Source organism: Neorhizobium sp. BT27B, from assembly GCF_050455485.1.
Lineage (GTDB): Bacteria > Pseudomonadota > Alphaproteobacteria > Rhizobiales > Rhizobiaceae > Neorhizobium.
The window spans coordinates 1-25,987 of record NZ_JBCIYT010000025.1 but is presented as its reverse complement, the minus strand read 5'-3'; the positions used below and the strand labels follow the sequence as shown (position 1 = coordinate 25,987).

26 protein-coding genes and 3 pseudogenes are annotated in these 25,987 nt (G+C 56.5%); 11 read left to right on the top strand and 18 right to left on the bottom strand.

Annotated features, from left to right (window positions below; genetic code table 11):
• Nucleotides 1–593: 593 nt before the first annotated feature.
• Nucleotides 594–1,088, top strand: coding sequence for a hypothetical protein (locus AAIH70_RS30445; RefSeq protein ID WP_430037984.1), 495 nt, complete (start codon nt 594–596; stop codon nt 1,086–1,088).
• A 3-nt stretch (nt 1,089–1,091) separates the two neighbouring features.
• Here the strand turns inward: AAIH70_RS30445 and ligD are convergent, their stop codons facing one another.
• The 4 genes from ligD to AAIH70_RS30425 all read right to left on the bottom strand — a co-directional run bounded on the left by ligD (nt 1,092) and on the right by AAIH70_RS30425 (nt 4,513).
• A complete protein-coding gene (ligD, locus tag AAIH70_RS30440; protein WP_430037980.1) occupies nt 1,092–2,159 on the bottom strand; it encodes a non-homologous end-joining DNA ligase in 1,068 nt (355 codons plus the stop codon).
• 239 nt (nt 2,160–2,398) lie between these two features.
• Nucleotides 2,399–3,217, bottom strand: a complete 819-nt coding sequence (locus AAIH70_RS30435; RefSeq protein ID WP_430037978.1) for a Ku protein — start codon at nt 3,215–3,217, stop codon at nt 2,399–2,401.
• Between the two features lie 3 nt (nt 3,218–3,220).
• Nucleotides 3,221–4,108, bottom strand: coding sequence for a Ku protein (locus AAIH70_RS30430; RefSeq protein ID WP_430037975.1), 888 nt, complete (start codon nt 4,106–4,108; stop codon nt 3,221–3,223).
• 171 nt (nt 4,109–4,279) lie between these two features.
• Nucleotides 4,280–4,513, bottom strand: coding sequence for a hypothetical protein (locus tag AAIH70_RS30425; RefSeq protein ID WP_430037972.1), 234 nt, complete (start codon nt 4,511–4,513; stop codon nt 4,280–4,282).
• Between the two features lie 172 nt (nt 4,514–4,685).
• Between AAIH70_RS30425 and AAIH70_RS30420 the strand changes: the two genes are divergently transcribed.
• The 3 genes from AAIH70_RS30420 to AAIH70_RS30410 all read left to right on the top strand — a co-directional run bounded on the left by AAIH70_RS30420 (nt 4,686) and on the right by AAIH70_RS30410 (nt 7,278).
• Entirely contained in the window at nt 4,686–5,585 is a 900-nt protein-coding gene (locus AAIH70_RS30420; protein ID WP_430037991.1) for a helix-turn-helix domain-containing protein, read from the top strand.
• A gap of 275 nt (nt 5,586–5,860) precedes the next feature.
• On the top strand, nt 5,861–6,697 hold the full coding sequence (locus AAIH70_RS30415; RefSeq protein WP_430037989.1) for an alpha/beta fold hydrolase: 837 nt from the start codon (nt 5,861–5,863) through the stop codon (nt 6,695–6,697).
• A 176-nt stretch (nt 6,698–6,873) separates the two neighbouring features.
• A complete protein-coding gene (locus AAIH70_RS30410; RefSeq protein WP_430037969.1) occupies nt 6,874–7,278 on the top strand; it encodes a PAS domain-containing protein in 405 nt (134 codons plus the stop codon).
• A 38-nt stretch (nt 7,279–7,316) separates the two neighbouring features.
• On the opposite strand, the gene AAIH70_RS30405 is transcribed toward AAIH70_RS30410, so the two are convergent.
• From AAIH70_RS30405 to AAIH70_RS30395, 3 genes are all read right to left on the bottom strand, one after another.
• A complete protein-coding gene (locus tag AAIH70_RS30405) occupies nt 7,317–7,601 on the bottom strand; it encodes an ArsR/SmtB family transcription factor (RefSeq protein ID WP_430037966.1) in 285 nt (94 codons plus the stop codon).
• A gap of 231 nt (nt 7,602–7,832) precedes the next feature.
• Entirely contained in the window at nt 7,833–9,584 is a 1,752-nt protein-coding gene (locus AAIH70_RS30400) for a diguanylate cyclase (RefSeq protein ID WP_430037963.1), read from the bottom strand.
• A gap of 244 nt (nt 9,585–9,828) precedes the next feature.
• Complete coding sequence (locus AAIH70_RS30395; protein ID WP_430037960.1) at nt 9,829–10,839, bottom strand: IS30 family transposase; 1,011 nt, start codon at nt 10,837–10,839, stop codon at nt 9,829–9,831.
• Between the two features lie 126 nt (nt 10,840–10,965).
• On the opposite strand from AAIH70_RS30395, the pseudogene AAIH70_RS30390 reads away from it, so the two are divergent.
• Nucleotides 10,966–11,082, top strand: a pseudogene (locus AAIH70_RS30390) (ubiquinol oxidase subunit II); the annotation flags it as partial.
• Between the two features lie 84 nt (nt 11,083–11,166).
• Entirely contained in the window at nt 11,167–11,565 is a 399-nt protein-coding gene (locus tag AAIH70_RS30385; protein WP_430037958.1) for a PAS domain-containing protein, read from the top strand.
• Nucleotides 11,566–11,589: 24 nt separating this feature from the next.
• Here the strand turns inward: AAIH70_RS30385 and AAIH70_RS30380 are convergent, their stop codons facing one another.
• Nucleotides 11,590–11,877 carry an ArsR/SmtB family transcription factor gene (locus tag AAIH70_RS30380; protein ID WP_430037955.1) on the bottom strand — a complete coding sequence of 96 codons (288 nt, stop codon included), beginning with the start codon at nt 11,875–11,877 and terminating at the stop codon, nt 11,590–11,592.
• Between the two features lie 374 nt (nt 11,878–12,251).
• Here AAIH70_RS30380 and AAIH70_RS30375 point away from each other — a divergent pair, with 374 nt between their 5' ends.
• A complete protein-coding gene (locus tag AAIH70_RS30375; protein WP_430037952.1) occupies nt 12,252–12,512 on the top strand; it encodes a DUF982 domain-containing protein in 261 nt (86 codons plus the stop codon).
• Between the two features lie 249 nt (nt 12,513–12,761).
• Here the strand turns inward: AAIH70_RS30375 and AAIH70_RS30370 are convergent, their stop codons facing one another.
• Entirely contained in the window at nt 12,762–13,043 is a 282-nt protein-coding gene (locus AAIH70_RS30370; protein ID WP_430037949.1) for a hypothetical protein, read from the bottom strand.
• A gap of 7 nt (nt 13,044–13,050) precedes the next feature.
• Here AAIH70_RS30370 and AAIH70_RS30365 point away from each other — a divergent pair.
• Both AAIH70_RS30365 and AAIH70_RS30360 read left to right on the top strand, forming a co-directional pair.
• A pseudogene (locus AAIH70_RS30365) lies at nt 13,051–13,431 on the top strand (ferritin-like domain-containing protein); the annotation flags it as partial.
• A gap of 168 nt (nt 13,432–13,599) precedes the next feature.
• Nucleotides 13,600–13,902: a hypothetical protein gene (locus AAIH70_RS30360; RefSeq protein ID WP_430037987.1), complete on the top strand. Its 303-nt coding sequence runs from the start codon at nt 13,600–13,602 to the stop codon at nt 13,900–13,902.
• A gap of 79 nt (nt 13,903–13,981) precedes the next feature.
• On the opposite strand, the gene AAIH70_RS30355 is transcribed toward AAIH70_RS30360, so the two are convergent.
• From AAIH70_RS30355 to AAIH70_RS30330, 6 genes are all read right to left on the bottom strand, one after another.
• Entirely contained in the window at nt 13,982–14,890 is a 909-nt protein-coding gene (locus tag AAIH70_RS30355) for a PhnA-like protein (RefSeq protein WP_430037946.1), read from the bottom strand.
• 105 nt (nt 14,891–14,995) lie between these two features.
• A complete protein-coding gene (locus tag AAIH70_RS30350) occupies nt 14,996–15,499 on the bottom strand; it encodes a sigma-70 family RNA polymerase sigma factor (RefSeq protein WP_430037943.1) in 504 nt (167 codons plus the stop codon).
• Between the two features lie 114 nt (nt 15,500–15,613).
• Nucleotides 15,614–16,537, bottom strand: a complete 924-nt coding sequence (locus AAIH70_RS30345; RefSeq protein WP_430037940.1) for a YsnF/AvaK domain-containing protein — start codon at nt 16,535–16,537, stop codon at nt 15,614–15,616.
• Nucleotides 16,538–16,557: 20 nt separating this feature from the next.
• Entirely contained in the window at nt 16,558–16,932 is a 375-nt protein-coding gene (locus tag AAIH70_RS30340; RefSeq protein ID WP_430037938.1) for a YsnF/AvaK domain-containing protein, read from the bottom strand.
• Between the two features lie 480 nt (nt 16,933–17,412).
• A complete protein-coding gene (locus tag AAIH70_RS30335) occupies nt 17,413–17,649 on the bottom strand; it encodes a DUF6894 family protein (protein ID WP_430037935.1) in 237 nt (78 codons plus the stop codon).
• Between the two features lie 151 nt (nt 17,650–17,800).
• Nucleotides 17,801–18,049 (bottom strand): hypothetical protein, encoded by a 249-nt coding sequence (locus tag AAIH70_RS30330; protein ID WP_430037932.1) that lies wholly within the window; start codon nt 18,047–18,049, stop codon nt 17,801–17,803.
• A gap of 356 nt (nt 18,050–18,405) precedes the next feature.
• Between AAIH70_RS30330 and AAIH70_RS30325 the strand changes: the two are divergent.
• Nucleotides 18,406–19,433 (top strand): annotated as a pseudogene (locus AAIH70_RS30325) (HWE histidine kinase domain-containing protein).
• A gap of 49 nt (nt 19,434–19,482) precedes the next feature.
• Here the strand turns inward: AAIH70_RS30325 and AAIH70_RS30320 are convergent.
• The 3 genes from AAIH70_RS30320 to AAIH70_RS30310 are packed head-to-tail and all read right to left on the bottom strand — an operon-like array spanning nt 19,483 to nt 25,292.
• A complete protein-coding gene (locus AAIH70_RS30320) occupies nt 19,483–23,502 on the bottom strand; it encodes a PAS domain S-box protein (protein ID WP_430037929.1) in 4,020 nt (1,339 codons plus the stop codon).
• A 47-nt stretch (nt 23,503–23,549) separates the two neighbouring features.
• Entirely contained in the window at nt 23,550–24,209 is a 660-nt protein-coding gene (locus tag AAIH70_RS30315) for a DUF6766 family protein (RefSeq protein ID WP_430037926.1), read from the bottom strand.
• Nucleotides 24,210–24,242: 33 nt separating this feature from the next.
• Nucleotides 24,243–25,292: an HWE histidine kinase domain-containing protein gene (locus AAIH70_RS30310; RefSeq protein ID WP_430037923.1), complete on the bottom strand. Its 1,050-nt coding sequence runs from the start codon at nt 25,290–25,292 to the stop codon at nt 24,243–24,245.
• A gap of 265 nt (nt 25,293–25,557) precedes the next feature.
• Here AAIH70_RS30310 and AAIH70_RS30305 point away from each other — a divergent pair, with 265 nt between their 5' ends.
• Nucleotides 25,558–25,914: an SPW repeat domain-containing protein gene (locus tag AAIH70_RS30305; RefSeq protein ID WP_430037920.1), complete on the top strand. Its 357-nt coding sequence runs from the start codon at nt 25,558–25,560 to the stop codon at nt 25,912–25,914.
• Nucleotides 25,915–25,987 lie beyond the last annotated feature (73 nt).

Here is a 25,987-nt window from a genome sequence, read left to right as displayed (position 1 = left end):
GATGGTGGCGGCATAATCGAGGCGGAAATCCACTTAACGAAACGCCCGAAGCCGTTCAGACAAACCGAGCCACCTCTATCGAACGAGATTGAGTTGCTGCATCAATACCAGATCATCACGAAGGTTTAGCCTCTATGGCCTCTTTCACGCTCGGGCCATGCACCCATCCCGCCGCAACCCATAAGTAGCCGACAAACGCAGCGTAAATTCTGCGGACCTTGCAAGGTCGTGCCAGGCACCACATCTTATATGACAGGTTTACCTTGGAAGCTTCAGATTGCGGCTCACCCAAAAGCCGAAGTTGGCTTAATCGCAGATCCGGAGCAGACTCTAAGGAAACTAATTCCTGCACAAGGTTTCCCAGTACGAACGAGGTATCTGTTGGCTGACTTTCTCACAACGACGCAAGGCTTTATGATCTTCGGTGCGGCGGTTGGGGCCGGGGTATAGCGCGACGATCAGGATGAGACGTCTCACCTTGATTGTCGCCGCGCACCGGGGGATACGCTCTTGGTGCAACCGGCTTCGTCGGACGCATTGTTCAAATCTTTTCTCGCCCGAGGAAAAAAGCGAGGGATGCTCGAAGCTTGGCAATGCTGTCAGTCCTCGCACTTGATGATTACGTCGGGTCTTGCTACGCCGCAGTTCACGATGTGCCGGAGTTTAATCCGGCTGATCAGGTTGAGTTCGCCTTTCACATTCCAGAGCCGGTCCTTTCGTTGCCAAAGGATGTCGACTGGCAGCTTCTCGGCGGAAACCTGGGTGATGAAATGTTGTGGTTCGAGAACAGAGTGATCAACCTCGAAAACGCATTAGACAGCCTGGATCTTTCAAAAAACGACCATGATGGGTTTTTCGAGCGAAGGATTGAAGGCTACGCCCGACTTGCCGCCCGAGCGATGCATTTGATTGAAAGTTTAAGCAAGCAATTCGACCTGACATTGCCTGAGAAGCCTGATTACTACCGGCAAGCCGAGGGACTTGCGAAAGTCCTCCGTAACGTTGAAGCAGTAGCGAGGCGTCGGGGCACTGGCTCGCCTTCTTCGGATGAAACGAACGTCACGCCGTTGTTTCCGAAAACATCCTGAGCATCAGCTCACTTCCTGAGAACCGAGGCCAGCCGCGGCCTTGGTTTCAAGATTGTAGATGTCTGCGTTGTCTTGGACCTCTCGCAGGCCTTTGTATGACGCATGACGTAAATTTCCGTCGTCAGTCCATCCGCGAAACTCGATTTCGGCGATCAGCGTGGGCTGAGCGAACACAAGGTTTTTGCCTTCGATAGGTACGACCGGTTTCTCGGTTTTCAGCTTGTCGAGCGTCGATCGAAGGGACATGGCGTCTTTCTCCTTGAACCCAGTTCCTACGGACCCAACATGGCGTAAGGCCGTACCGTCCCTGGCTGCAAGCAGGAGGCTTCCGATGCCGCCCCGGGCGACGGATGATCGCTCATATCCGATGATAACAAAGCTCTCGCTCTGAACGCATTTGATCTTGATCCAGTCGCCAGCGCGGCCGGAGCGATATCGGCTATCCCGGTTCTTGGCAACAATCCCTTCAAGGCCATGGGCGCATGCCGCCGCCAATAACTCGTCGCCGTCGCCATCCATCTCATCGGACAGACGTATCCTGCCGTCCCCATCGTCCAAAAAGTCGGTGAGCAAGTGACGGCGGACTGACAACTCGGCGTTCGTTAAAAGATGGCCGTCAAAATACAGGAGGTCGAAAGCGTAGAAGACCGCTTCTGCTGAGGCGCGTTTTCCACCCCGTCCGCCGAGCGATCGCTGAAGTGCGCCGAAATCTGAGCGGCCTTCGGCGTCCAACACCACTGCCTCACCGTCCAGTATGGCGGTTCCGAAGCCAAGCTTACGGGCCGCCTCGGCGATAGTTGGGAAACGGTCAGTCCAGTCGTGGCCTCCACGGGTCAAAATACGCACGCCTTTTGGCTCGATATGGATTGCAAGGCGGTAGCCGTCAATCTTAAGTTCGAAGAGCCACTGATCCCCCTGCGGTGCGCTTGGCTTCAGTAAAGCAAGGGCGGGCTCAATACGCTCCGGCATTTTGTCGAAGGGAAGTTGGGGTTGTGCCGGGTCTCTTTGTTTTCGTGGCTTCGATTTTGCCACGTGATCGTCGCGGAGAAGCGGTTTGGATCGGCTACGCATTACTAAACCCTCTAAGGAGGACGGCTGCCGAATGGCGTTGCCACTCGTTGAATAAATCGTCTCGTCGGAGAATCGTTCCGGGTGAGACCGATAACCATGGCCAGCCTAGCGAGTGGTCCGTGCTCGTTGAACATCTCGCCTGTAACCAAGGGGCTCACTTTCGGCACGGACTTTCAAGGACACCCTCGCGACATGGGGTCATGCGTCAAAATGAGGTTGCCGATCGTACAAGGCGAGTTTCATCCAGCTCGGCGCGATTTAAGCTCCTTCGCGACCGACTTCTTCAGGGCGTCCATGATATTGACGACGTTGCTATTCCCGGAATCGTCTTTTTTCGGTTTCGCCGCAGCCTTCTTCGGCGGCTTTTTCTCCTTCGTCTTCTGGTCGATGAGCTTCAAAAGACTTTCCTGGATAGGGTCTGACACCATCGCCGGAGACCAGTCCTTCAATCCCTTTGTTATGACCTTCTCCAGCGCTGAGACACTTTTGTCGTCAGAGTTCTTGTCGATGCCGGCGAAATACTCTTTCTCTGGTCTCACCTCATCGCCAAAGCGCAGGGCCCAAACTACGATGCCTTCGCCACGAGGCTCTAGTACGACTGCCCGCTCACGACGGCCAAGGACCACGCGGGAGATGCCGACTACGTCCTCCGCCTCCATAGCTTGTCTGATCACAGCGAACGCCTCGTCGCCGATCTTGTCGTTGGCAGTTAGGTAATAAGGGGTCTCAAGGTAAACCCATTCGATGCTACCGCGAGGCACGAACGTCTCGATGTCGATCGTTCGCACCGTTTCGAGTTCCACCGCTTCGAGATCGTCATCCGTCAGCAAGACGTAGTCGTTCTCGCCGCGTTCGTAGCCTTTTGCCTCGTGCTCATCTCTCACCGGCTTGCCGGTCACGCTGTCAATGTACTGGGATACAACTCGGTTGCCAGTATCTCTGTTCAGGGTGTGAAAACGTACCTTCTCCGAACCTGACGTCGCAGGTGTCATGGCGACTGGGCAGGTGACGAGCGATAGCTTCAGATAGCCTCTCCAATAAGGTCGACGCTGTGCCATCTACTAGCTCGCTTTCTTCTGCGCGGGTTTTGCCCGGCTTTTTGTGGATTTGGATTTGGTCGCCTTCTTTCCAGAATTGGCGTTCGCGGCCTTCGGCTTCTTGGCTCTTGATTTGTTCATGCCCACGCTCTCCTGCAAGGCTTTCAGAAGATCGTTCGGTTTGGATACCTTTATCGGCTTCGGTTTCGGCAGAGATTTGCCTTCTGCTTTGGCTTCCACCAGCGCAGCAAGGGCGGCTTCGTACCGATCATCGAACTTCGCCGGGTTGAACTCGCCTTTCTTTGTTCCAATAATGTGCTTTGCCAAATCGAGCATCTCCGCCTCGACCTTGATCTTCTTCACGTCCTTGAACGCTTCTTTTGAAGACCGGACCTCGTAGTCAAAATTGAGCGTCGTTGCGATGATGCCCTTTCCATGGGCCCTGATTAGGACAGTGCGCATACGGCGGAACAGGACTGTCCGAGCGATTGCCGTCGCGCTGGTCTTGCTCAAGGCGTCGCGCATACTCGTGAACGCGTCTTGATCTGCATCGTCCACGGGAACTAGATAGTACGGCTTGTCAAAGTAGACGTCATCGATCTTGCCGCACGGAATATAGGCCTCCGCCTCCAGCATTTTGTCAGAGTCGGGAATAACGGCTGCGACCTCCTCAGGGTCGATCATGATATAATCGCCGTTGCCAGTCTCAAAACCCTTCACTTGGCTGTCGCGCTCAACGACTTCTTCGGTCTCGCTATCGACGAATTCGCGTTTCAAACGGTTCCCGGTCTTCTCGTTGATCATGTGGAAGCTGATGCGATCAGAGGTCGATGCAGCAGTGTACAAACCAACGGCACAGCTCAGCTCCCCGATTTTAAGATGCCCTTTCCATTGCGCACGATGAGCAGCCACGTTCGTCCTCCAAAGTTTTGCAGTAAACTGGACAGGACGAATTCTGTTCCGGGGCGGAGCGTATTGGTTGCTAGATGAAACCTTCATAACATGCGAGCGGCAACAAGAAAGGGGGAGACCTCCCCAGCCGCGGAGGGTCTTGGTAAGGTTTCAAACTAGCTGGTCATCTGGTTACGGGCGGTTGCGTGAAAGGATCACTTTGGCCTCATCGGTCAGCACGAGGGCTGGTTCTCCGTTGAAAGCGAGCTCGCGAACAAGATTTTTGTGCTCCAGCTTCGCCACGGCCGCCGATGACAGCCGTCGGTCACCGACCACCCAAGAGTTTGCCAGCCGCCGCTGGTGACGAAAGTGGCTGATTGCCGCGAGAGCTTGCATTGAAGATTTCGAGATGTCCAACGTAGCCACAAACACCGCCTCAAGTTCCTTCTCTGTTCACTTGGGTACGTCACGCGCTTCATTCAAGCGTTCAACAGCGCTCAGCTCGTCAGTCCGGTTTCGCTCACATTTTGGCTCACCTGTTCCGTGCCCGAAAGGTGAGCTATGGATTGCCTAGTGAGAATTTCAATATTTGGGCCAGATGCAGAACCTGAAGATCACCAACCAGAGCATGGAATTCTTCCGTGCGAAACAGCTCGACATCGTGATCGCTCCGATTTTCGGAAAGTCCGAGATTTCCATGGCGAGGCTGTCATGCGCGACACCTGGCCACGGTGTTATCGATCCGCCCGCATTTGAAGATGCGTTTTTCCTGGCATTCAATCTTCGAGACTACGATGGCGATCTTTGGGTTGATGGGAAAAAGGTGAACACGAGGGTTTCGAGAGCCGGCAATTTCACAATTTACGATCACCGCAGGTTGTGGCTGGCCGACATGAGATCGCCGTTCGATGGGCTAGGGTTCCATATCCCCCGCACGGCGCTAGACGCGTACGAAGAGGATTTGGGGGGCAAGCATATCGACACACTTCATGCCGTACCAGGGCGCGATATCGAAGACGATGTCGTGCGACGGCTGGTGGGTGCATGTGTTCCCGTTTTAGAGAACCCCGTTAGAGCAACCCGTCTCTTCCAGGATCATATCGCGACTATCCTTACCTTTCACCTTTGCGCGACTTACGGTAGCACAAACCTGCGAAGGCCGCCCCAAGGCGCTCTTGCCCCGTGGCAAAAAAGACGAGCGATTGAGATGCTCGAAGAGAACCTCGCGACAGACCTTCCATTGTCCGCGGTTGCGTCAGCCTGCGGACTGTCCAGAGGCTATTTTACCAGAGCCTTCAAGCTATCGACCGGCTACCCTCCTTATCGCTGGGTTATTCTCAAGCGCGTGGAAAAGGCAAAGGAACTGCTTCGGCGGACGAACCTTACGATCGTCGAGGTCGCGTTCGTATGCGGGTTTTGTGATCAGTCACATCTTACCCGGACGTTCACAGCCCACGTCGGGATGACGCCTGTCCAGTGGCGGCGCACGTCTAGTTAAAAAACAAATCTCCTTCGAAAGATCAAAATTTTCCAAGACGCGTGACTTTCGTCCAAGAAACTCTGGTGATCGATCGCGATAAGGGGCCGGCTCGAGACTTTGCAAAACGCAAAGTTTAAATCGCAGGACGCGAAATGACCCAGACTTTGCCCCCATTCACCCGCGGCGGCGCGCTGCTTTCCGGCGTGGCTGCCGCTGCGTACGCGACGCTTCCAACCGCGTTTGGTATGGTTGCCGACGCTGCGTCTCACACTGCTACCGAAGGAAACATGACGATGGCTACTGTTACCACCAAAGACGGCGTTGAAATTTTCTACAAAGATTGGGGTCCAAAAGACGCTCAGCCGATTGTATTCCACCATGGCTGGCCGCTGTCCTCTGACGACTGGGACGCTCAGATGCTATTCTTCGTCTCTAAGGGTTTTCGTGTTGTCGCCCATGATCGTCGTGGACATGGTCGCTCCGCTCAGGTGGCTGACGGTCACGACATGGACCATTATGCGGCCGATGCATTTGCGGTCGTTGAACACCTAAACCTGAAGAACGCGGTTCATATCGGCCACTCGACTGGTGGCGGCGAAGTCGCTCATTACGTTGCCAAGCATGGTCAGAAGGCCGGACGCGTCGCCAAGGCTGTGCTAGTTTCCGCGGTACCGCCGCTGATGGTGAAAACCGACAGCAATCCGGAGGGATTGCCGATGGAAGTCTTTGACGGCTTCCGTTCCGCACTTGCCGCCAACCGTGCGCAGTTCTTCCGCGACGTGCCCGCTGGCCCGTTCTACGGCTTCAACCGTGACGGTGCCAAAGTTCATGAAGGCGTGATCCAGAATTGGTGGCGCCAAGGTATGATGGGTGGTGCGAAGGCCCACTACGACGGCATCAAGGCCTTCTCAGAAACTGACCAGACGGAAGACTTGAAGGCCATCACCGTGCCGACACTCGTGCTGCACGGCGAAGACGACCAGATCGTCCCGATCGCGGAATCGGCACACAAGTCGGTCAAGCTCCTGAAGCATGGTACAATGAAGACCTATCCAGGCTTCTCGCATGGAATGCTGACCGTCAATGCAGACGTGCTGAACGCCGATCTACTGGCGTTCGTCCAGAGCTGAGGCGTGAGGGCTGCAGCCGCCCTGCAGCCCTCTTTCACGCGCGATCTTCACGGCGTAGACCGACATTTCAGGACGAGATGCGCCACGATTCAGTATTGACGTACCGCGGATACAGAACTCCTGAGACTTGCCACTCTATTTCCGGACGCTAACTCGAGTGGATGGGGGAGCGGTCAATGGAATCCGAGCATACAATTTTTTCAGCTGATGTGAAGGACGAGGCGCCGGCAGAGATCGGGTTCTTCACGTGGGATATTACCGATAACACCTTATACGGCGACGGGGCACTCGCTGAGCTGTTCGGGCTAGAAGCTGAAGACACAGCCAACGGATTGCCGATCGAGGTCTATCTCAAGAGAGTACATCCCGACGATCGCCCGCGGTTGGCAAAAACCATACGTGACAGCATTGTCGCTAATAGGCCGCAACAGGAAACTTACCGAGTTCGGAACAGTCTCGGGGAATACACTTTGGTCACTGGCTATGGTAGAGGATTTCGTAGGCGCAACGGTGACACGTTAAGATATGTTGGTGTCGTGGTGCCAGCTGAAACGACTGGCTCACGTTTCGATTTCCATTAGCGATGGGCAAGAGAAACCACGATAGGCTCCAAAATTACTCAACCTTCGGAATATATCGCTTCCAGGGTTTGCAGCATGCTGCAAATGCCGGGATGTTCAGTCGAGTAATAAATGTTTTGAGCTTGTCGCCTAGAGGTGACAAAGTCGTCCGCCTTGAGCTTTGCAAGATGTTGAGACAATGCAGACTGGCTCAGCCCGACCAGCTGCGCCAAGTCCCCCACGGCCGTTTCGTGACGGGCTACAATCCGCAAAATCTGGAGGCGCTTATCGTTGGCCATAGCAGACAGCAGCGTCGCGCGTTCCTGAAATACCCTGTCGTCCACGGCGATCATCCTTTTGGAGCGCGCTAATATAGATGTGGCTTATACGGTTTTTCCGGCGGAATAATAGTACTCTTATGGTGAGAATTAGGCTGCCTTATCTGAGCGAAGAGGGTAGATCGGCTCTGCGCGTACCGCCATCGAATAGTACGTGTTGGCTTTCGCTACTGCTGCAGGGCAGAGGATCGATTTTCAGTGCGATACCTCGAGAGAACCTCGCGGCACTGTTGCCGCTTACAATTTAGAAGAAGCCGCGGATCTGACGACCATATTCCGTCCCGACGTCTTAGCTCGGTACAACGCTTCATCTGCTTCCGCAAACAGCGATTGTGCGGGCTTTTCTGGCGCGAGGTCGGGTGAATAGACGGCAACCCCAATACTGACCGACGCATGGTTCATGGGCGCGTTATCCGCGTGGACGATACAGAGGTCCGCGAGGCGCTTCTGGATGTCGCTAGCGACGAGGAGGGCGCCATGCTCGTTGGTGTCGTTCAAAAGCACAGCAATTTCTTCCCCTCCATATCTTGCCGCAACATCACCCGTCCTTTGTACGCACGAGCGCACGACTTGCGCGATGCTCTTGAGGCAATCGTCTCCCGCAGCGTGGCCATATCGATCGTTAAACAGCTTAAACCGATCGGCATCGATCATCAGCAAGGCCATAGGTGATCCACTCGCGGCCGATCGCTTCATCATCTCGTCAAAACGAGTGCTGAAGACACGTCGGTTGGAAAGGCCGGTTAGCTCGTCGATCTTCGCGAGGGAATCTAGTTCATCGTGCATCTTTTTTTGCCTGGTGACGTCCCGCGTAACTCCGACAATCTGGGAACCTGGTATTCCGGCGCTCGGGGGCATCTTACTGAGCGCGGTTTCCAGCCATACTTCCTCGCCGCTCGGCTTGAGGTGCGGCGTCAGGACCGTCTCGTGTGTCGAGCCGGATTGTAAACGATCTGCCGCAGCTCGCACCATAGCGGCAGCCTCCGTCGAGAGACCAGCAAATACACTTTTGCCAACAATCTGTTCGGGCGGGTAGCCCAGGATAGTGGAAGCTGCAGGCGATACGTATTCTCGTACACCGTCCTCATCGAAACGAGAGATCACGTCACCCGATGCTTCTGCGAGCAAACGGAACTCGGCCTCGCGGGCCGAAATGATAGCGTCGCTACGCTGCCTTTGACTTTGTTGTCGCCACCAAAGGGTGCCGGCCACAATAATCACAGCGAGTAACACGCACGCATATACCCACCGACTTTGAGATTCCTTGATCCAGTCGTATAGGACGTCACGTTCTGCAGCAGATGCTAACACAACAATCCCCGTTCGGGGGCTTTGATAGTAGCCTCCCGCCCGATCCTCACCATCGACGGGCGAATTGTAATGATAGGCTCCGGCGGTTCTGCCAGCCAATTCTTTCGTGAATAATTCGTGTTGCGATACATTTGCACCGAACAGGCTTTCCTGTGCCGGTCCTCGCGCCAAGACGACACCGTCTCCCCGTATGATCAAGAACGCACCATCTGGTCCGACGTCGAATTTCCGGAAGAAATCAATGAAGTGATTGATCCGGATTGTCGCGACAACGACACCTGCGAATTCTCCATCTGGCCGTACGACCCGTTGCGTTATCGGGATCACCCAGACACCGGACAGTCTGCTTTTGACCGGCGCACCGACGACAGAAAGTTTGAACGTGCGTTGCTGGTGGAATTGGAAATAGGGCCGATCCGTATAACTCATGTTTTGCGGTGAAGGCGCTGAAGATGCCACCATCGCACCTGTGGCGTCTATGAAGGAGATCGTGTCGAGGGTAGGGGATGCCCGCATTTGTCGACGGATTACAGCCCTGATTCTATCGGGAACTTTGTTGTCATCTATCCCGTCACTGACTTCGGACATCATGCTGGCCAATGGCAAACGCGACATTTCGATCACGTCGTCAGTATGTTGTGCTATCGCCTCAGCCGTCTGCCTGAGCGTTGTTTCCATGCGTAGTTCCTGAGATCTCCAGTTGGAATACTCAGCCCATCCCAGCAGTACGGGAAACAGGAGTACAACGCTCAGGGTGATGAGGGCAGACGTGAACGAACGAAAAGCTTTCGCGATGAGCAACTTATACACCTTAGCAAGGCCTAAATCTCAGCGGCTATATATAGCAGTTGCTTTAAAAGTCAGGCGCTCGCTCCTCTGTATGTAAGTTCATGCAGAAGCGCGACTTGCGGGCTTGATCAAGCTAACCAGCATAGCGCATTTGGGCGAGCAGTTTCTTGCGAAAGACCTCTGCCGGCGTTCGATAGCCGAGGCATTTGCGTGGCGTTCCGTTTAGTCTGTTGCAGATCTCAATCAGGTTGGCGTCGGTCACGGACATTGGATCGACCTCTCTCGAAAGCCATTTTCGCGCTCGTCTGTTGGTGTTTTCGACGGTGCCTTTTTGCCAAGGCGATTGCGGGTCGCAGAACCAGGTCTGAGTGCCGATACTGGCCTGCAGATAAGGCCAGTCGGTGAACTCCGTGCCGCGATCGAAGGTGATGGAGCGACGCGCGAGATGGGGCAGGGCTTGCAGGGCCCGGACGAGGCCATCCATGACTGGCCGGGACTGCCTATCATTGTTACGCAGGAAGATGGCAAAGCGGCTCACGCGTTCGATGAGCGACGTCACATTGGCTTTTCCGAACTTCTTGCGGAACTGAATGAGATCGCATTCCCAATGCCCGAACTGCTTTCGGTCAGCGACAGTATCGGGGCGGTGCAGAATGTTGAGTTCCGGGCTAAACCTTTGACCATGCTTGCGTCTGGCATGACGCGGTCTGCGGCGGGCACGATGTTCAGGCAAATGTCGCCACAGCTTGATCGCCTGACCATCGGCAGAATACGCAAACTTGTAGATCGTCTCGTGGCTCACCGAGACAGGATGCCGTTCCAGCCGCATTCGGCCGGCGATCTGCTGCGGCGACCAACCATGGATGATCCGGTCGATGACGGACTGCCTGACATTGGAGAACCGCGCCAGCTTCCTCAACTTGGCGCGGCGCTCACATGCCATGTCATGTGCCGTGACGCAGTAGTAGCCGTTCAGGTCCACAAACTCGGCATCGGTGAAGGTGTTGCGGCTGATCTCACGAAATATTGTTGAGCGATGCCTGCCCAGCTTCTCAGCGATCAGCTCAACGCTCAGTCCGGCTGTTCTCCAACGCGCAATAACGCGACGTTCATCCATGTCGATATGGGAGTAGGTGCGTTTCATTGCAGCTTCCTTGCGAGTGACAACCCATTGGTATCATTCGCAAGTCGCACTTCATCCTTGAACCCACCCCCCTTACAATAACATATCGCATAAGGCTGGTTATGGAACTTTGTGCCTCAATGTTGTTGGAGCAGTCATAGGACTTGGCTTGTGCTTGGTGGAGGTGGCCTGATGGCGGTCTTCCTACTCGCCTACGCGATCATCATGCCCGCTCTCTACATGCCAATCATCCTGATGCTGATGAGATTCTGTCCGTTATCAGACCTTGAAACTACTTGCGATAATTTATCGTCGTCCTAATTCAGGTTGATCACATTGGGGTTGGCGATGGGTTTGGACCGGACTTTTTATGCTCAAGTGGACGAGGATGCGCCGGAAGAGGTCGGCTTTTTTACGTGGGACATAACCGATAACACGCTCTATGCCGACGGGGCCTTGGCGGCCCTGTTCGGGCTGGAAGCTGCCGATACAGCTAACGGCCTTCCGATCGAGGGCTACCTAAAGAGAGTTCATCCGGAAGATCGGCCGAGGCTGGCGAAGACAATAAGGGACAGTATCGTTGCCAACCGTCCGCAACAGGAAACATACCGGGTTCGCGATGTGAGAGGTAATTACACCTCGGTCACTGGCTATGGCAGAGGTTTTCCCCGCCTAAATGGCGATACAGTCCGGTATGTCGGGGTAGTCGTCCCTGCGGAACGCACCGAGGCGAAGCTCTTTCACTAGAGCACTCGCTAGGTCGCCGATCCGCTATTCGTGTCCGCCGCGCATGTCATCCAGTGTTTCGAGCATGCGGCACACACCCGGATGGCTTGTTGAATAATAGATGTTCTGAGCCTGGCGTGTCGTGGTTACAAAGGCATCCGACCTCAACCGTGCCAGATGTTGCGAGAGCGCCGACTGGCTGAGGCCCACCCGGTCCGCCAGATCGCCGACGGCGATTTCTTCACGAGAAATGATCTGCAGAATGTGCAGCCGCTTATCGTTGGCAAGAGCAGCCAGGAGCTTTGCGCCTTCATCAAAATTCAGGTCGTCCACGGAATGTCCCTCGATAATAAAGCGCTAAAACAGTGTTAGCTTATACGCATTTGCACAGCAATTGAAAGCGAATGTTTCAAAATAGGGCAAACCATTTGCGATCGTGAAATCATCGGGAGGCAATGCCGTGTGTTCGATGACGGTCGGCTTGGGCAGAAATGGCTGGAGAGGTCAAATTTCTCTTGAAACGGCCCAACCACCAACGCGCGAACCGGCAGCCGCTTAACAACTAAAAGGTGCCCTTCACGGTTTTGGAACTGCCTGCTGAGACTCCAATTACGCTCCTGCCTGCAAACTGATTTCAGGCTGCAGGCATCGTAAACATGATATACTCTTAGGAAGGTCGCCGGAGGAGCGATTAAGGGAGGAATGCCATGGAAAAGCAAAATCAATATATTCCTTTGCGTTGGCCACACCCAGTCATTGTGCGCATCGGGTTCGGAGCGTGCGAAAAGGTTGATGGACCCGACAAGGCCCTTGAGATGCTCCAGTATAGATGGCCGGCCGATCGGGGTCTTCACTACGCTCGCGCTTCGCAAGCCTGCGAAGGTGCAGCCGAAAGAAACAGCTCGCCTCTCGTTGCGCGTGAAGAATTCATCGGAGCTGCCCTGGAGGCAGCGGTTCTCGCCTCGTGATGCAACATGAGCCGACAGGGTCAGCGTAAATGTCTAATCGAGCCGATGAGTGTGATCTCGATACACTTCTAGAGTGGCAAAGGCGCGGCATGAGCGCACGAGTTTTAGGCTTGACCCAAAGGGCGTGTCCAATTGCCCGATTGCCCTGCACGCCAGTTCAGCCATACTATGGTATGAAAGCCGAGGCATGGTTGTTCGGTTAGCGTATCGAGGACGCCAGCCGCTCTTACGAAAGCCAGCCGCTGAATTTCAGGTGAGTTTTCCGACTAATTCGGCATAGTCGGAAAACGTAAAACGCTCACCGCGCTGTGCTGCTTGGTTCGCGAGATGTAGCACCCTAACAGGGAAGAGTTTTGCTGCCTGGTTCGCGTCGGAAAGGTTAGAAGGCTCGGCCGACTGGACATTATCCTCTGCCCGGGCCAACGCGGCAGATACTTCCTTGTGCGTGAACAGGTTCTTTTCGATCGCTAGTTCCGTAAGCTCGGCGACTGCCATGATCAGGCCTTCGAGCTGTAAATTCGCAGTGTTCAATTTCAGCTTTCTGCAGCATCGCGAGGAAACGCAAGGTCAGATCGATCGTTTGAAGCAGATATTCGAGATCCTTGGCAAGCCCGCTCGCGGCAAAACCTGTGAGGCGATCCAGGGGATTATCGCCGAGGGTGAATAGGTCATGGAGGAGTTCAAGGGTAGCCCTGCGCTTGATGCTGGCCTGATTGCAGCAGCACAAGCCGTGGAGCACTACGAGATTGCCCGCTACGGCACTTTGATCGCTTGGGCCGAACAGCTTGGTTTGACGGATGTCGTACCCCTTCTCAATGAAAACCTTGAGGAAGAAGAGGCTACCGATAAGAAACTTACCGCACTTGCGCTTGCTTCGTCTAATGTGAAGGGGAAAGCCGGCAAGGGTAAAGCCGCTTAAGCCGAGGACCCCTCTATTGCCAGCGGCCGCCTGAGGACGGCCGTTTCAGTTTAGGGTGTCAAGTGAGTGGTCTTGGTGGCGTTTGGAGGTGGGAACGAAGTCAGTTCGGAGGCAGTTGTCTGGTGCGCAATCGGCGCAGTGGAGGAAACGATGAACCGATTTTTCGTAATGGCCGGTATGGCCCTGGCAGTTAGCACGGCGTCAATGGTCGGGACTACTCCCGCGCAATCTCAGGATCATCAGCTTCGGGTAGGACCAGACGGCATCCGTCCGGAGATTCGCGATCGTGATCGCCGTGACCGTCGAGGCGGCTGCAGCGAGCGTGAAGCTCGCGCGGCAGCTAGAGACGAGGGACTGCGCGATCCACAAGTTGTCCGGGTTACGTCCCGTACCGTAGTCGTGGAAGGCAGGACCCGTCGCGGCCTCGACCGCATCACCTTTGCTAACGAGCGCGGATGCCCTGAACTGTAAAAGCTTGACATAATGCCGGCACGATCTGGTCGTGCCGGCAACTTTATCCAAGAGAACGCCTTTGAGCGCCCTTGCTGCTTTACCGGTCCAGAGTGGCGGAGAGGTGGTCGTCGCGGGTCACGTGGGTCGTACCGACCGCGCCGCCGATCCAGGCGGCAATTGCGCCGACAGCCAAAGCGATGAACGCGACGATGGCGCCGGTCGCAACCGCCGTTGCAGCAACCTGAGCAGCTTCGGTTGCCTGCTTCTTGGCCTCTTCCACCGACTGACGATACTGGGTCTCGTACTGCTGAACCTGCTGGCGAGCCTGCTCGACCGGGATGTTCTGAGCGCGAGCGAGGGCTTCGGCCGAACGGGTGCGAGCCTCCTCGAGCTGGGCCTGATCGCCCGTCAGCATAGCCTTCATCGAGGCGACAGCGGTATCGCGCAGGGCTGCAGGATCATTGCCACCGCTTGCGTCACGAATGCTCTGCTCAATGCCGGCCATGGGGTCAGCAGCCGTGGCAATCGAAGGTGCTGCAGTCGTAGCCGCGGTTGCAGCCGTCGAGCTCACGCTCGAAACGATCCCGCCGAGGCCGCTGAAAGCGCCACCAATGATCGCGCCGATCGAAGTCGTCAGCAAGTATACGACGACGAGCGTCGTAACGGCCCACGACGCGAGACCATGCAGGGATCCGGTCGAACGAAGCGGCCGTCCCGACAGGCGGCTTGCGACATAACCGCCGACGAAAGCCGCGATGATGCCGCTCGCGAGGAACCAGATCGCGCTTCCAATCGACAGAGTGCTTGCAGCAGGTGTGTCGTTGGAAGCCGGATCGATGACGGCCGCGCCAATGCCGACGCCCAGAAGATTGAGCAGGATATGGACAGTCAGCGCCAGAGCGACACCGGCGAAGATCGCGCCCCATGACGCCTTGCTGTATGCTGCATTGATGTAGGGATCTGCGCTGCGCGTATGCAGCTGTGCGACGGTGACTGGTTCGGTCATGGCTGTTTCCTCATTGCTCACAGCGTTGTGATTGCGGCAGAAACGTGGCGGAGGACATTAGGTTCCCGTCATGAACCGGACCATCTGCACTGTTGGCTCTGATCCTCAGATCGATGCGGCGTGCCGCACGTCGTCTCCCATAAGAGAGGCTAAATGGTCACGACCCCTGCTTACACGGCTTTTAATTGTGCCGAGGGCGCAGTTACAAGATTTTGCGGCATCCTCGTAGCTTGCGCCGTCGATAGCGACCAAACGCAAAGCCTCGTGGAGATGAGTGGGGAGACCATCAAATGCGACCTCGAAATCGCGGCCGCGCATGACCCATTCCTGCGATGGCGGTGCCTTGGGTAAATTTACGGACGCTTCATCAATCCCGACCACCACGCGCTTGCTGCGCTGGTACTGCGTCGAAAACTGATTCCTCATAATGGTGAAGAGCCAGGATTTGAGGTTCGTGCCTGGCTGGAACAGATGGATGGCCCCCAGCGCTTTCATCACAGTTTCCTGGGCCAGGTCCTCTGCATCGTTTTCGTTGCGGCAGAACCTATAGGCGAAACGCCGGAGTGCAGGCAGATAGGCGGCAATATCGTTTTGTATGGAGCTGTTCATCGAGGCCTCCCCGCTAAGATGAAGATGCTCAGGAATGCGCCGGATTATCGAAAGTTCCTAAATTAGAAAAGGCCGACGCAGAGCGCCGGCCTAGATCGATCGTTTGATAATAGATCAGTCCCGACGGAAGGACTGGCTCTGGCCAAAACCCGTCTGGCTCTGGCCGATCTTGCCGTCGCGATCGTCCTCGACCTCGACTTCAGTTTTGCGAACGGTGTCGTTGATGGTTTCGGTGCGCTCGGTAGCTTCCTTTCGAATACCGATCTCCTCGACCACGCGGGCATCCTTGGAGACCACAGCCTCCTCATGATGCTCCTCAGCCGAGATTGTGCGATCGCGGAAAGCATTATCGGCGTCGGTCAGGGGACGATCGACGGCATGGCGCTCGATGGTCACCGATTCATCGCGGAGCGAAACGTCTTCGCGGATCGGCTGCTCAACTGTATATGCCCGGACGCGGACGGAGCCAGAGTTTACGTCGCGCTTGCCGACGCGAAGGTTTTCTTCGACAACCGGAATGGTTTCCCGATCGCCGGCGTTAAAGGTGTCGTCACGCGAGGCGCGGTTCGCATCATAGGTGGATGTCGTCGCGGCCGTAGTCGACGACGAGCTGCTGTTACCGTAAGTGGCGGTCCAGCCTTCCGAGCGCCACTGGTCGGCGCGCTCATCGATGTCGATCGAGCCTTCGTCATCAAGAATATCGTGGCCGGCCTGATACTGACCTTCTGTCAGCCCAGCGACCGACACCAGATAACCGCCGCGGCTGAGGCCCTCTGCATAGGTTGCCCGGTCATCGTCAGGGAAGAAGAAGTTCTCGAGGCGTGCCCAGAAGCCGGAAGGTTCCTTGGTAGCGGTCGATACAGTGTCACCATCAGCCTCGTAGCCCGGCATGAACCGGATCGAGGACGAAGGTACGCCAGCTTCTTTCAAGCGTTCGACGGCCCGCTCCGCCTCGCTGCGGCTGTCGAAGAAAGCGGTCAGGTTGTTGTCGGAACCAGAGGCGTACGATGCGTTCGTGTCGTTGTAGATGTCGGCCATGATGTTTCTCTCCTTGGCGTTCATTCTTCTTCGTTACGTTCGATCGAGACGCGCTGTTTGCGCAGTTCGGTCGTGACGCTGTGGGATTGGACTCTGGAGCGTCTTGTCATCCTGATCTCCTCGACCAGAACGAGCTGCTTTGTCATGACGATGCGCTCTTCAAGGATCGGGACAATCGTAGTTTCCCCTTCCGTCCGGACGGCTGGCGGGGCATCGACGATTTGATCCAGCCGAATACGTTCGATTTCGACATCCTCGCGGACGAGGTCGAAATCCAGCGTACCCTTCTCAAGCTCGGTCCAGGTGCGGACCTCTACGTGACCATCGGAAACCTCCGTCTTTTCGACGGTGATCTCTTCTTCGATCACAGGAACGGTAAGCGTCTTGTCGTCCATAGGTTCTCCGTCGTCCGCCAGAGTAATCCGCAGGTGGAGAGATCGTTCCTAAATTAGGGATATCTCTCGACCGCAGCCATCTGGATGCAACCAAAAGCCACTTTGTCCATTTGTGACGAAAGGAGCAAAGCCATGAGATACAACGGAAAATCAGAATCTTCATCGGGTCTTGGCCTGGTGGTTACCCTGCTGTTGCTCTGTATGGGCGGGACCGTGGCCGCGATACATTCGCAGGCCCCGCAGCCGGTTTCGCGTGTTTACGTGGGGGAAAATTCGCAGCCGGTCCAATCCCCCGCGCCGATCGAGCAACGGGACTATCTGTCGGCCGGGCTTGATCGAGCATCGCGATGATACTGGCCTACCAATCCAGGATTACGGAGCAACCCATCAGAATGACGACGACGAGCGACAAAGCCCAGATTGTGGTGTCGACAACCGTGCGCCCGTAGTTCCGAATACACGAAATCGGTCGCTTCCGCTTCACGTAAGCGTCAGCACGGAGCGAAGCGGCAAAGTTTCCACGATGGTGCCGTCGCTTGTTGTGATCTCGAACACGTCACCGTCAACAATGTCGCCTTTGAGTACCTTTGCCGCAAGCAGTTCTCTTGCAGCGGACTTGGCTTCTTCCAACGCGCTTTCATCGTCTGGCAACTCGCTTCCATCCGGATCTTGTTCCAACAAGCCGCCTATCCGATAATTGAAATAATACCTTGTCATGGTTCCTCCATCATTCCGAAGCAAACCTGACAAGTTGTCCATGGTTCCCCTGCCAAAGAGGAATAGTAGCTCTGCCTAAAGCGCGATTGTCTTCTGTTAAGCCGAAGCATATCCGGACGCGGAGATTGACCCCCGTGATTCTCACGCAGTCTCAACCCTGCCCGTCGCTTTCAGCGGCGGGCTTTGCATCGGTCAGCGCATCTTCGCGCGCCAGGCGATGCATGGCGGTGTAGAGCGCCAACTCGGGGTAAGGGTCGTCGATGAAATCGATGTTGTCGAGGGCGGCCGCGATCGTGCGATCTGCAAGCTTGGTCTGTTTGACGGGATCGGGTGTGTAGCGGCTGGCTCGTTCCAGCAGGATATCTGACAATCCAGGCTGCATGCCAATTGATTGAAGCATGAGAGTGCTCCCCATTCTGGCTGGCGGGAGCGTGGTAACTCTCAGTCGCCACCGCCCACCGGCAATTGGGTGACGATGACGGACATTGAATTGCCTTGAGGACGGACCCGAGACCCTTTCCTTAGCTGGTCCACGGCATGCGGCCGGTGAATTAGGCGTCGGTCCTCCACGTGCCGGACACGCGCAGGCATTGTTAGGAACGCGACGTACTAAGGTTGGGTTGGAATAAGGTGCGAGCTCCGGTAACAAAGCTTCGGCCCGCGCACGGCATTCGCTTCGATGATGGTCTTGCCCGCGCGAGCTGGCACCGGCTATGATAAATTCGCCCCACCGGTCACTTCGAATCCTTGGTATCAATGAACGACACCCAGCCCAGAAACACCAGGGCTCGCGAACGCTTCCTGGACGCCATCCTGCAGAGTGCTATCGAGTACGCCATTATCTCGCTGGATCTCGACGGCCTGGTGACGAGCTGGAACGAAGGCGCTGTACGGGTGCTGGGCTGGACACCTGAGGAAGTCATCGGTGGGCCGGCCGCGATCATCTTCACCGACCAGGACAAGCAGGACGGGATCCCGCAACGGGAGATGACCGCCGCACTTGATCAAGGCAGCGGGGCCGACGAACGCTGGCATCTGAAGAAAGACGGCAGTCTCTTTTGGGCTTCGGGGCAGATGATGGCCCTGCGTTCGGAGGATGGCGCCGTGGAGGGCTATCTCAAGATCCTGCGCGATCGCACCGATCAGCGTGAAGCGGAGGAGAGACAGCGCGTGCTGATGCATGAGCTTAGCCACCGCATGAAGAACACGCTCTCGGTGGTACAGGCCATCACCACCAGACATTCCGCAATTCCTCCACCTTGGAAGGTGCAGCCGCGTCGATCTCGGCTAGGCTCACGGCATATTCAAAGGCCCACGACATCCTTCTGCAGCGTGACTGGCTGGCTTCGACAATGGCCGCCATTGTCGAAGCCACGGCGACGAACTTGGGCATCGATGCATCCAATCGGTTCCAGATGCACGGGCCTTTGGTCGAAGTCGGTCCACAGGCCACGCTGGCGTTTTCTCTGGTGCTGCACGAGCTCGCCACCAACGCTTCAAAATACGGTGCGTTGTCGGCTGAGGCGTGGACCGTCGACGTCGCTTGGTCGGTTGCGCGGCGCGATGGTATCGAAAGGATGGCCTTCTTTTGGGCTGAAAGTGGCGGACCGGAGATCGATCCGCCGAAGAGGAAGGGGTTTGGAAGCCGCCTCATCACGTCCACCCTTCAGGGCCTTGGGGAGGTTGCGCTGGAATACCGCCGCGAGGGCCTCATTGTCAGCTTCGAAGGCGATCTAAGGAAGCTGCAATACAAAACTTATGCTGACGCCGCCCAGGCGGATTAACTCTGTACACGAATGGCTGACGATAGCTTTAGTCGTGGCTCGGATGGCGCTAACGGCCCTTTAAGACCTGTGCGATTGCTGCCAACAGCTCTTCCATACCATGCGGCTTCCGCAAAAGAGCGGTCCGCGCATTATCATCCAACGCTGGACCGGCATTCATACCGGTCGCAAAGATGATTGCGATCTGAGGCCAACGCTTTCTGACCTCGTGGCACAATTCCTCACCGCTCATTCCGGGCAGTCCAAGATCGGTCAGGACGATATCAGCGGCCTCCTGTTCCAGAAGCACCAGCGCCTCCTCGGCGGATCCAGCTTCACGGGCCCGATAACCTGCTTCAGCAAGCATATCCATGGCCGACATCCGGATCAGCGGCTCATCCTCGACAAGAAGGATGGATATGGCCTTGGCATCTTGACGCTCGCTCGGCTTCGTCTCGTCGCTTGCTGGCGTCTGTGTCGCGAGGTGGCCAACGGCAAGATCCCTCTGTTGGCGGTTATTGAGGACATGGCGGATCTTGTGAGCGAGTTGCTCACGGCTGTAGGGCTTTGAGAGAAGTTGTACGCCCGGATCCAGCCGACCGCCGTGAACGATGGAGTTTTCCGTATAGCCGGAGGTGAACAACACGCCGATATGCGGCATGCGCTCCTTGGCCTTTCTGGCAAGGTCTGCGCTTTTGAGTGCCCCGGGCATGACGACGTCGGTGAACAGCAAGTCGATGGCGATGCCGCTTTCGATGATCGTCAGCGCGGACGCGGCATCCGGGGCCTTCAGGACGCGGTAACCCAGCTCTTGAAGGAGATCGACCACGGTCGCACGGACGCCCTCGTCGTCCTCGGCCACAAGGATAGTCTCCTGGCCGCCTTCTACAGGCATGTCCCACCGGACTACCTCCAGATCTTCCTCCTGGGTGGATCGCGGAAGATACATCTTGATCGTCGTGCCTAGACCGAGTTCGCTATAGATTTTCACATGGCCGCCGGTCTGCTTGACAAAGCCATAGACCATGGAAAGCCCAAGCCCGGTTCCCTTCCCCTCCGGCTTCGTAGAGAAAAAAGGTTCAAACACTTTTTGAATAACCTCGGGCGACATGCCGCTTCCGGTATCGGTGACGGAGATTACGACATACTGCCCGGGATCGACCTCCTGATGGAGGCGAGCATAGGTGTCGTCAAGGTAAGCGTTGCCGACCTCGATGGTGAGCTTGCCAAACCCTTCCATCGCATCACGGGCATTGATCGCAAGGTTCAACAAAGCATTCTCGATCTGCATCGGATCGACCAGCGTGTTCCAAAGACCGCCGGAGGCGATGGTCTCGACCTCGACGCCCTCGCCGATGGTGCGGCGAAGCATGTCGTCCATGCCGCGCACGAGGCGGCCGACATTGACGACGCGAGGATCAAGCGCCTGCCGGCGACCGAAGGCCAAAAGCTGAGACGCCAGCTTGGCGCCACGGTTGACCCCTTCGAGTGCGTTGGCGGCGCGACGCTGTGCTTTTTCGTTTCCGGCGAGATCCTTGCTGAGAAGTTGGAGGTTGCCGGCGACGACCTGCAGCAGGTTGTTGAAGTCATGTGCGACGCCGCCGGTCAAATTGCCGATCGCTTCCATTTTTTGCGACTGTTGGAGAGCAAGTTCGGTTCTCTTCAGCGCGGCAGCTGCTTCCTGCTCCTCGGTGATGTCGCGGCCGACGGCGTGAATAAAGCGATCGTCTGGGACAGCGGTCCATGAGATGACACGGTAACTTTCATCCTTGGCCTGGTAGCGATTGACGAACTTGAAGGTGGTGACGCCCTGCCCAAGCTTGCCGACTTCCTCCATCGTAGAGTCGAAATCGTCAGGATGGATCAAATCCATGAACGACTGACCGATGAGTTCATCTTCTCGCCAACCCAGGATGGATGTCCAGGCAGGGTTGATCGCACTGATGGTCGCCTCGAAGTCCGCAACGAGCATGATATCAGTCGACAGGCGCCACATGCGGTCCCGGTCAGCGGTTCGTTCGGCCACCCTGTGCTCCAAGGTCTGCGTCAACTCCTCAAGCTTCGTCCTCGCTGCCCGCTGGTCTTCGATATCGGTGTTCGTGCCGATCCAGCGCAGCACTGCGCCCTGATCGTCCTTGATTGGAACGGCGCGGCCTATGTGCCAGCGATAATGTCCGTCCTTGTTGCGCAGGCGGAACTCCGTCTCATAGGTTCCGCCAGCACCAAGCGCTTCCCCCCACTTTTCAGCCGTCGACGCAAGGTCGTCGGGATGGACCATCCGCGCCCAACCCTCGCCGTGCAGCTCGTCATGCGTCAGTCCCGAGTAGTCCTGGACGCGTTCGTTGAACCAGTCGAGCTGGCCGTCAGGGCGTGCCGTCCAGACATGATTGGGGAGAGCCTGCATCAGCGCACGGAAGCGGGCCTCGCTGTCGCGAAGCTCCTGCTGAGCCTTTCGGCGATCAGTGACATCCTGAACGACGCCGACAAAACGAACAGGATTTCCTTGATCATCGCGTTCGAATTCGCCTCGGCGAGCGATGATGCGAATGTCGCCCGTGTCGGCGCGGCGGATGTGGTATTCTACGTTAAGGGGAGAGGTGCCGTCCTTGCGTGTCTCCGGGTTGGAGGCAACCTCTTGATCTTCGGCAACCACCAATTCCTGGATCTTGGAGATCGGGATCGCTCCGACGTCTCCGAGCCCATAGATTTTGCAGAATTCAGGCGTCGGCGTGAGAACGTCGTCCTCGAGGTTGAGGGAAAAGACACCTACGCCCCCGGCCTGCTGTGCCCGTCGCAGCCTGGCTTCCGCTTCCTTCAAAGCCTCGCCGGCCAGATGCTCGACGGTGCGATCCCGGAGAACCTTGACAAGTCCGATCGCGTTCCCGGCCCCATCGCGGAGCGGCCGGATCTCGCCATTGGCCCAGAATTTCTCGCCAGACTTACGAAGATGCCATCGATCGTGATGCGCCTCACCGAACTCAAGCGCGGCGTCCATGGCTTCTTTCGGTTTGTCGGCTGCGCGATCTTCCGGCGTGAACAGCATTTCCCAGTAGAGACCGCCGACTTCGGCTTCTGTCCAGCCGAACGTCCGCCTGGCCCCGTCGTTCCAGCGAAGTATCCTTCCGTCAAGGTCGAGCGCGATGATCGCATAATCAATGGCACTATCGATAATCTGGCGGCTCTGTTGTTCGCTTGCCAGAAGCGCCTGCTCGGCCTCGACGCGATCCGTCACGTCCGAGCCCTGCGCGAAGACGCCGACAATCCGCCCGTCGGGATCACGGACCGGCTGGTAGATGAGGTCGATCGCCCGTTTTGCCTGCGGGCTGTTTTTGTGCGTCTGGAACGTGATCGGAACTGCTGATGCCACATAAGGGGTGCCGGTGGTGTAGACTTGATCGAGCAGTTCGAAGAAGCCTTGTCCTTCCAGATCGGGATACGCTTGGCGAGCGGGTTTACCGATCACGTCCCGGTTTCCGACGAGCCGCAGATAAGCCTGATTGACAAGCTCGAAGACGTGGTCGGGGCCACGCATCATCGCGATAAAGCCAGGCGCCTGCTCGAACATGTATCGCAAGCGGTCGCGCTCGCTGTCGCGCCAGCGGGCAGCCTGAACTTTTTCCGTCGTTTCGATCACGACCGCGAGAACGCCGATCGGTAATTCCCCCGATCCGACGATCGGTGAGTAGTCGAGGTCAAACCAGGCGAGAACCGGCTGGCCTTTGCGGTCCAAGGTCAGCTCCTGTCCCCGGTAGGCAAGATTATTTCCAGCCAGGACGACGCGCATGACATTGTCGTTGAAATCCGCAGCCTCTGGCCATCCGGTGCGGACCTCGCATCCCAGAAGACCCGGATGTTTCGCGCCAGCGAGTTCAGCATAGGCGTCGTTATAGATCATGACGCCTGGCTCTCCCCACATCGTCACCATGGGGACGTTGGAGCGCAGGATCAGCGAGACGGTGGCCTTAACCTCGGCAGGCCATCCAGATATTGGCCCCAAAGCCGTGCCGGCCCATGAAAAATCACGGAGGAGTTCAACAACAACGCCGCTGACATCTGAAAATGGGAAATTTGAAATCGCCGTCACCCGCACATGTTATCTTGTGCGAGATGTAGTTGATTTCGTGGAAAAGTACATCTTCAGCTACCAGTTTCCGAGTGAGGCGCCGCGACCGGTTTCGACTCCGGCGAGCCTTTGAAACGAAGAAAGATCGACAGGACGACCAGAACTGCCGTCGAGAGGAATTCCGACTGCCAATTCTGCAACGATTCGAACCAAAATTGCGCGCTGCCGAGATGGTCAAGCAACGAGACCGGCGTTTGCCCATGCATGACCGCTTCGGCATTGGCGTCCACTGCGCTATATCGCAGATGAAGCACGAAGCTCAAGACGAACAGCAGCGCCAGCCCTATCCCGAGGGAATACGAATAAGCCGAGCGCGCGAAACCTCCAATCCGTACCGGCAATGGCGCCTCGACATCGTGCTGCCTGTCTTTCGGGTCCTGATCCTGGGAGGCGGGTTCGTCCGGGTCCTTGGATTCAGCGGAACCGCGCTGAAAAAGAAACGCCGTCAGCATCACGTAGGCCGACATCTGGAGAAACTCGCTCTCCCAGTTTTCAAAGATCGCCGACAGGAAGTGGCCAGACAGGGCATAGCTCGCGAGGTCGATCTGTTGCGATCCGTGTTCCAACAGTTGTTCGTTATAGACGTTCCAGCCAGTCAGAAGCATGCCTGCGATCGTTGAAAGCGACAGCACCAGCAACACGATGGTAAGCCCGTTATCTCGAATGATACGCAAACGTTGGTCCTCCACAAATGAACGACATAACCCTCACGGCTGGGATCGCATCGCGCGTCCCACTCGATTCAGCGAGGGTAGCTCTATGACCAGCGAAAGACCATCGTCGCGCCAATGCCGGGTGATGTGGCCCCCGAGTTGCTTCTCCACCACGGCGCTGAGTAGTACGTTTCCGAAACCCCGAGCGGGCTCACCCCTAAGGTCGGTGCCCCCGACCTCGTGCCACATAAGCGTCAAGCCAGTATCGTTCGGCAACCAACTGATCTGCAATCTGCCCTGCCGCCGTGCGAGTGCTCCATGAACAGCTGCATTGGCGGCGAGCTCATGGATCGCCAGGCCGAGAGGTTGCGCGGCAGAAGCGGGAACCATGACGAGCGGCCCATTGATCTCAATGGCACTGCTGCCGAATACCTCGACTTGCGTGCGAACGATTTCGGACAGCTCAACCTCCTGCCAGCCCTTTTCAGCCAGCAGCATGTGGGTGCGCGACAAAGCTTGCACTCTCTGCTGCACAGAAGCTGCGTAACTTTCGGCATTGTCCGATTTCGAAAGACGCACGATGCTGTCGACGACTGCTAGAACATTTTTCTTCCGATGATCGACCTCGAGAAGCAGACGGTGTTCTGCTTCTTCTAATGTTTGTATCCGTCGATAGTCGGTGACGTCGACTTGTGAAGCGAAATAGTTGGCAAGTTCGCCGAGCTCATCGTGGATCGAGCTCGCGTGAAGCTGGTTCCAGAATGGCGTCCCGTCTTTTTTATAATTCAGGATTTCGATTGTTAGATCACGCTGCTGCGCAATAGCCGCACCGATCTGGGCGACTGCGGTTCTTGATGTCGCCTCTCCCTGCAAAATGCGGCAATTCTTGCCCAGGATGTCTTCGGCGGTGTAGCCGGTCAGGTTTAGGAACGTGTCATTTGCAAGGACGATCGGGTAGTCGTCTTGCCGGGCATCGGAAACGACCATAGGCATCCGTGTTCGCTGGAAAGCAAATGCCGACAGCTCCTTTCGGTCAAGCATTCCCTGTTTCGTTGCCGCAGCGGGAAGATCGGCTTCAATTTTGGACTGCACTGGACTGGACAACGTTCACCTCGGCTTCATGGCGAGATAAGAACGCAGTCTTTATGGAAATGTTTCCGCAGGCTCGTTGTATTTGACTGAGCACATTTCATCCCAAGACGGCGGCGTCTCGTCCAGCTCTTGCATGACGAAGATGTGCTTCCCGATCAGCGCCCAATCAGTCTAAAAAGCACGTCGTGGCGGGCTGCTTCTTTGGCTGTTCGGCGAGGCGGCCGGAACAAAGCTCTGCTTCTAGTGTTCAATCCTCAATTGTAGGCTGGAGGATGGGGTGCGCGTTATACCAACAACCGTTCATGGATTTGCTGATTACCTCGTCGGGGTATTCGTCTTCGCTCTCTCGTTTTTACTGGGAGAAGAAGGCGCTGTGCAAATCGCACTGATCGCGATGGGTGTGTTCGTTCTCATCTACAGCGCTATGACAGATTACGAACTCGGAGCCATACGCTTCTTGCGCATTCGCTTCCACCTGATGCTCGATGCATTGTTCGGGGTCGCGATGATCCTCCTGCCGCTGACGTTCGATATGACGGGGGCGGCCCGTTGGCCGTTTTACCTCCTTGGCATCCTGGCGTTGGCGCTCGCGCTCACCACTAAAATTCGTGCTGACGGCACGGCTGCACCCTAGGCAGTGTCCCCATAAACCGGGTTCATTTTATTGGCGGTGTGTGATTCAATCTCCTTGAAAGGAGATTGCCATG

Coding starts and splice junctions, on each gene's coding strand:
- AAIH70_RS30360 (WP_430037987.1), top strand. CDS start 13,600: ATGGCCGGTATGGCCCTGGCAGTTAGCACGGCGTCAATGGTCGGGACT.
- AAIH70_RS30345 (WP_430037940.1), bottom strand. CDS start 16,537: ATGGCCGACATCTACAACGACACGAACGCATCGTACGCCTCTGGTTCC.
- AAIH70_RS30340 (WP_430037938.1), bottom strand. CDS start 16,932: ATGGACGACAAGACGCTTACCGTTCCTGTGATCGAAGAAGAGATCACC.
- AAIH70_RS30420 (WP_430037991.1), top strand. CDS start 4,686: ATGCAGAACCTGAAGATCACCAACCAGAGCATGGAATTCTTCCGTGCG.
- AAIH70_RS30395 (WP_430037960.1), bottom strand. CDS start 10,839: ATGAAACGCACCTACTCCCATATCGACATGGATGAACGTCGCGTTATT.
- AAIH70_RS30415 (WP_430037989.1), top strand. CDS start 5,861: ATGGCTACTGTTACCACCAAAGACGGCGTTGAAATTTTCTACAAAGAT.
- AAIH70_RS30435 (WP_430037978.1), bottom strand. CDS start 3,217: ATGGCACAGCGTCGACCTTATTGGAGAGGCTATCTGAAGCTATCGCTC.
- AAIH70_RS30355 (WP_430037946.1), bottom strand. CDS start 14,890: ATGACCGAACCAGTCACCGTCGCACAGCTGCATACGCGCAGCGCAGAT.
- AAIH70_RS30350 (WP_430037943.1), bottom strand. CDS start 15,499: ATGAACAGCTCCATACAAAACGATATTGCCGCCTATCTGCCTGCACTC.
- AAIH70_RS30445 (WP_430037984.1), top strand. CDS start 594: ATGCTGTCAGTCCTCGCACTTGATGATTACGTCGGGTCTTGCTACGCC.
- AAIH70_RS30410 (WP_430037969.1), top strand. CDS start 6,874: ATGGAATCCGAGCATACAATTTTTTCAGCTGATGTGAAGGACGAGGCG.
- AAIH70_RS30335 (WP_430037935.1), bottom strand. CDS start 17,649: ATGACAAGGTATTATTTCAATTATCGGATAGGCGGCTTGTTGGAACAA.
- AAIH70_RS30375 (WP_430037952.1), top strand. CDS start 12,252: ATGGAAAAGCAAAATCAATATATTCCTTTGCGTTGGCCACACCCAGTC.
- AAIH70_RS30330 (WP_430037932.1), bottom strand. CDS start 18,049: ATGCTTCAATCAATTGGCATGCAGCCTGGATTGTCAGATATCCTGCTG.
- AAIH70_RS30400 (WP_430037963.1), bottom strand. CDS start 9,584: ATGGAAACAACGCTCAGGCAGACGGCTGAGGCGATAGCACAACATACT.
- AAIH70_RS30385 (WP_430037958.1), top strand. CDS start 11,167: ATGGGTTTGGACCGGACTTTTTATGCTCAAGTGGACGAGGATGCGCCG.
- ligD (WP_430037980.1), bottom strand. CDS start 2,159: ATGCGTAGCCGATCCAAACCGCTTCTCCGCGACGATCACGTGGCAAAA.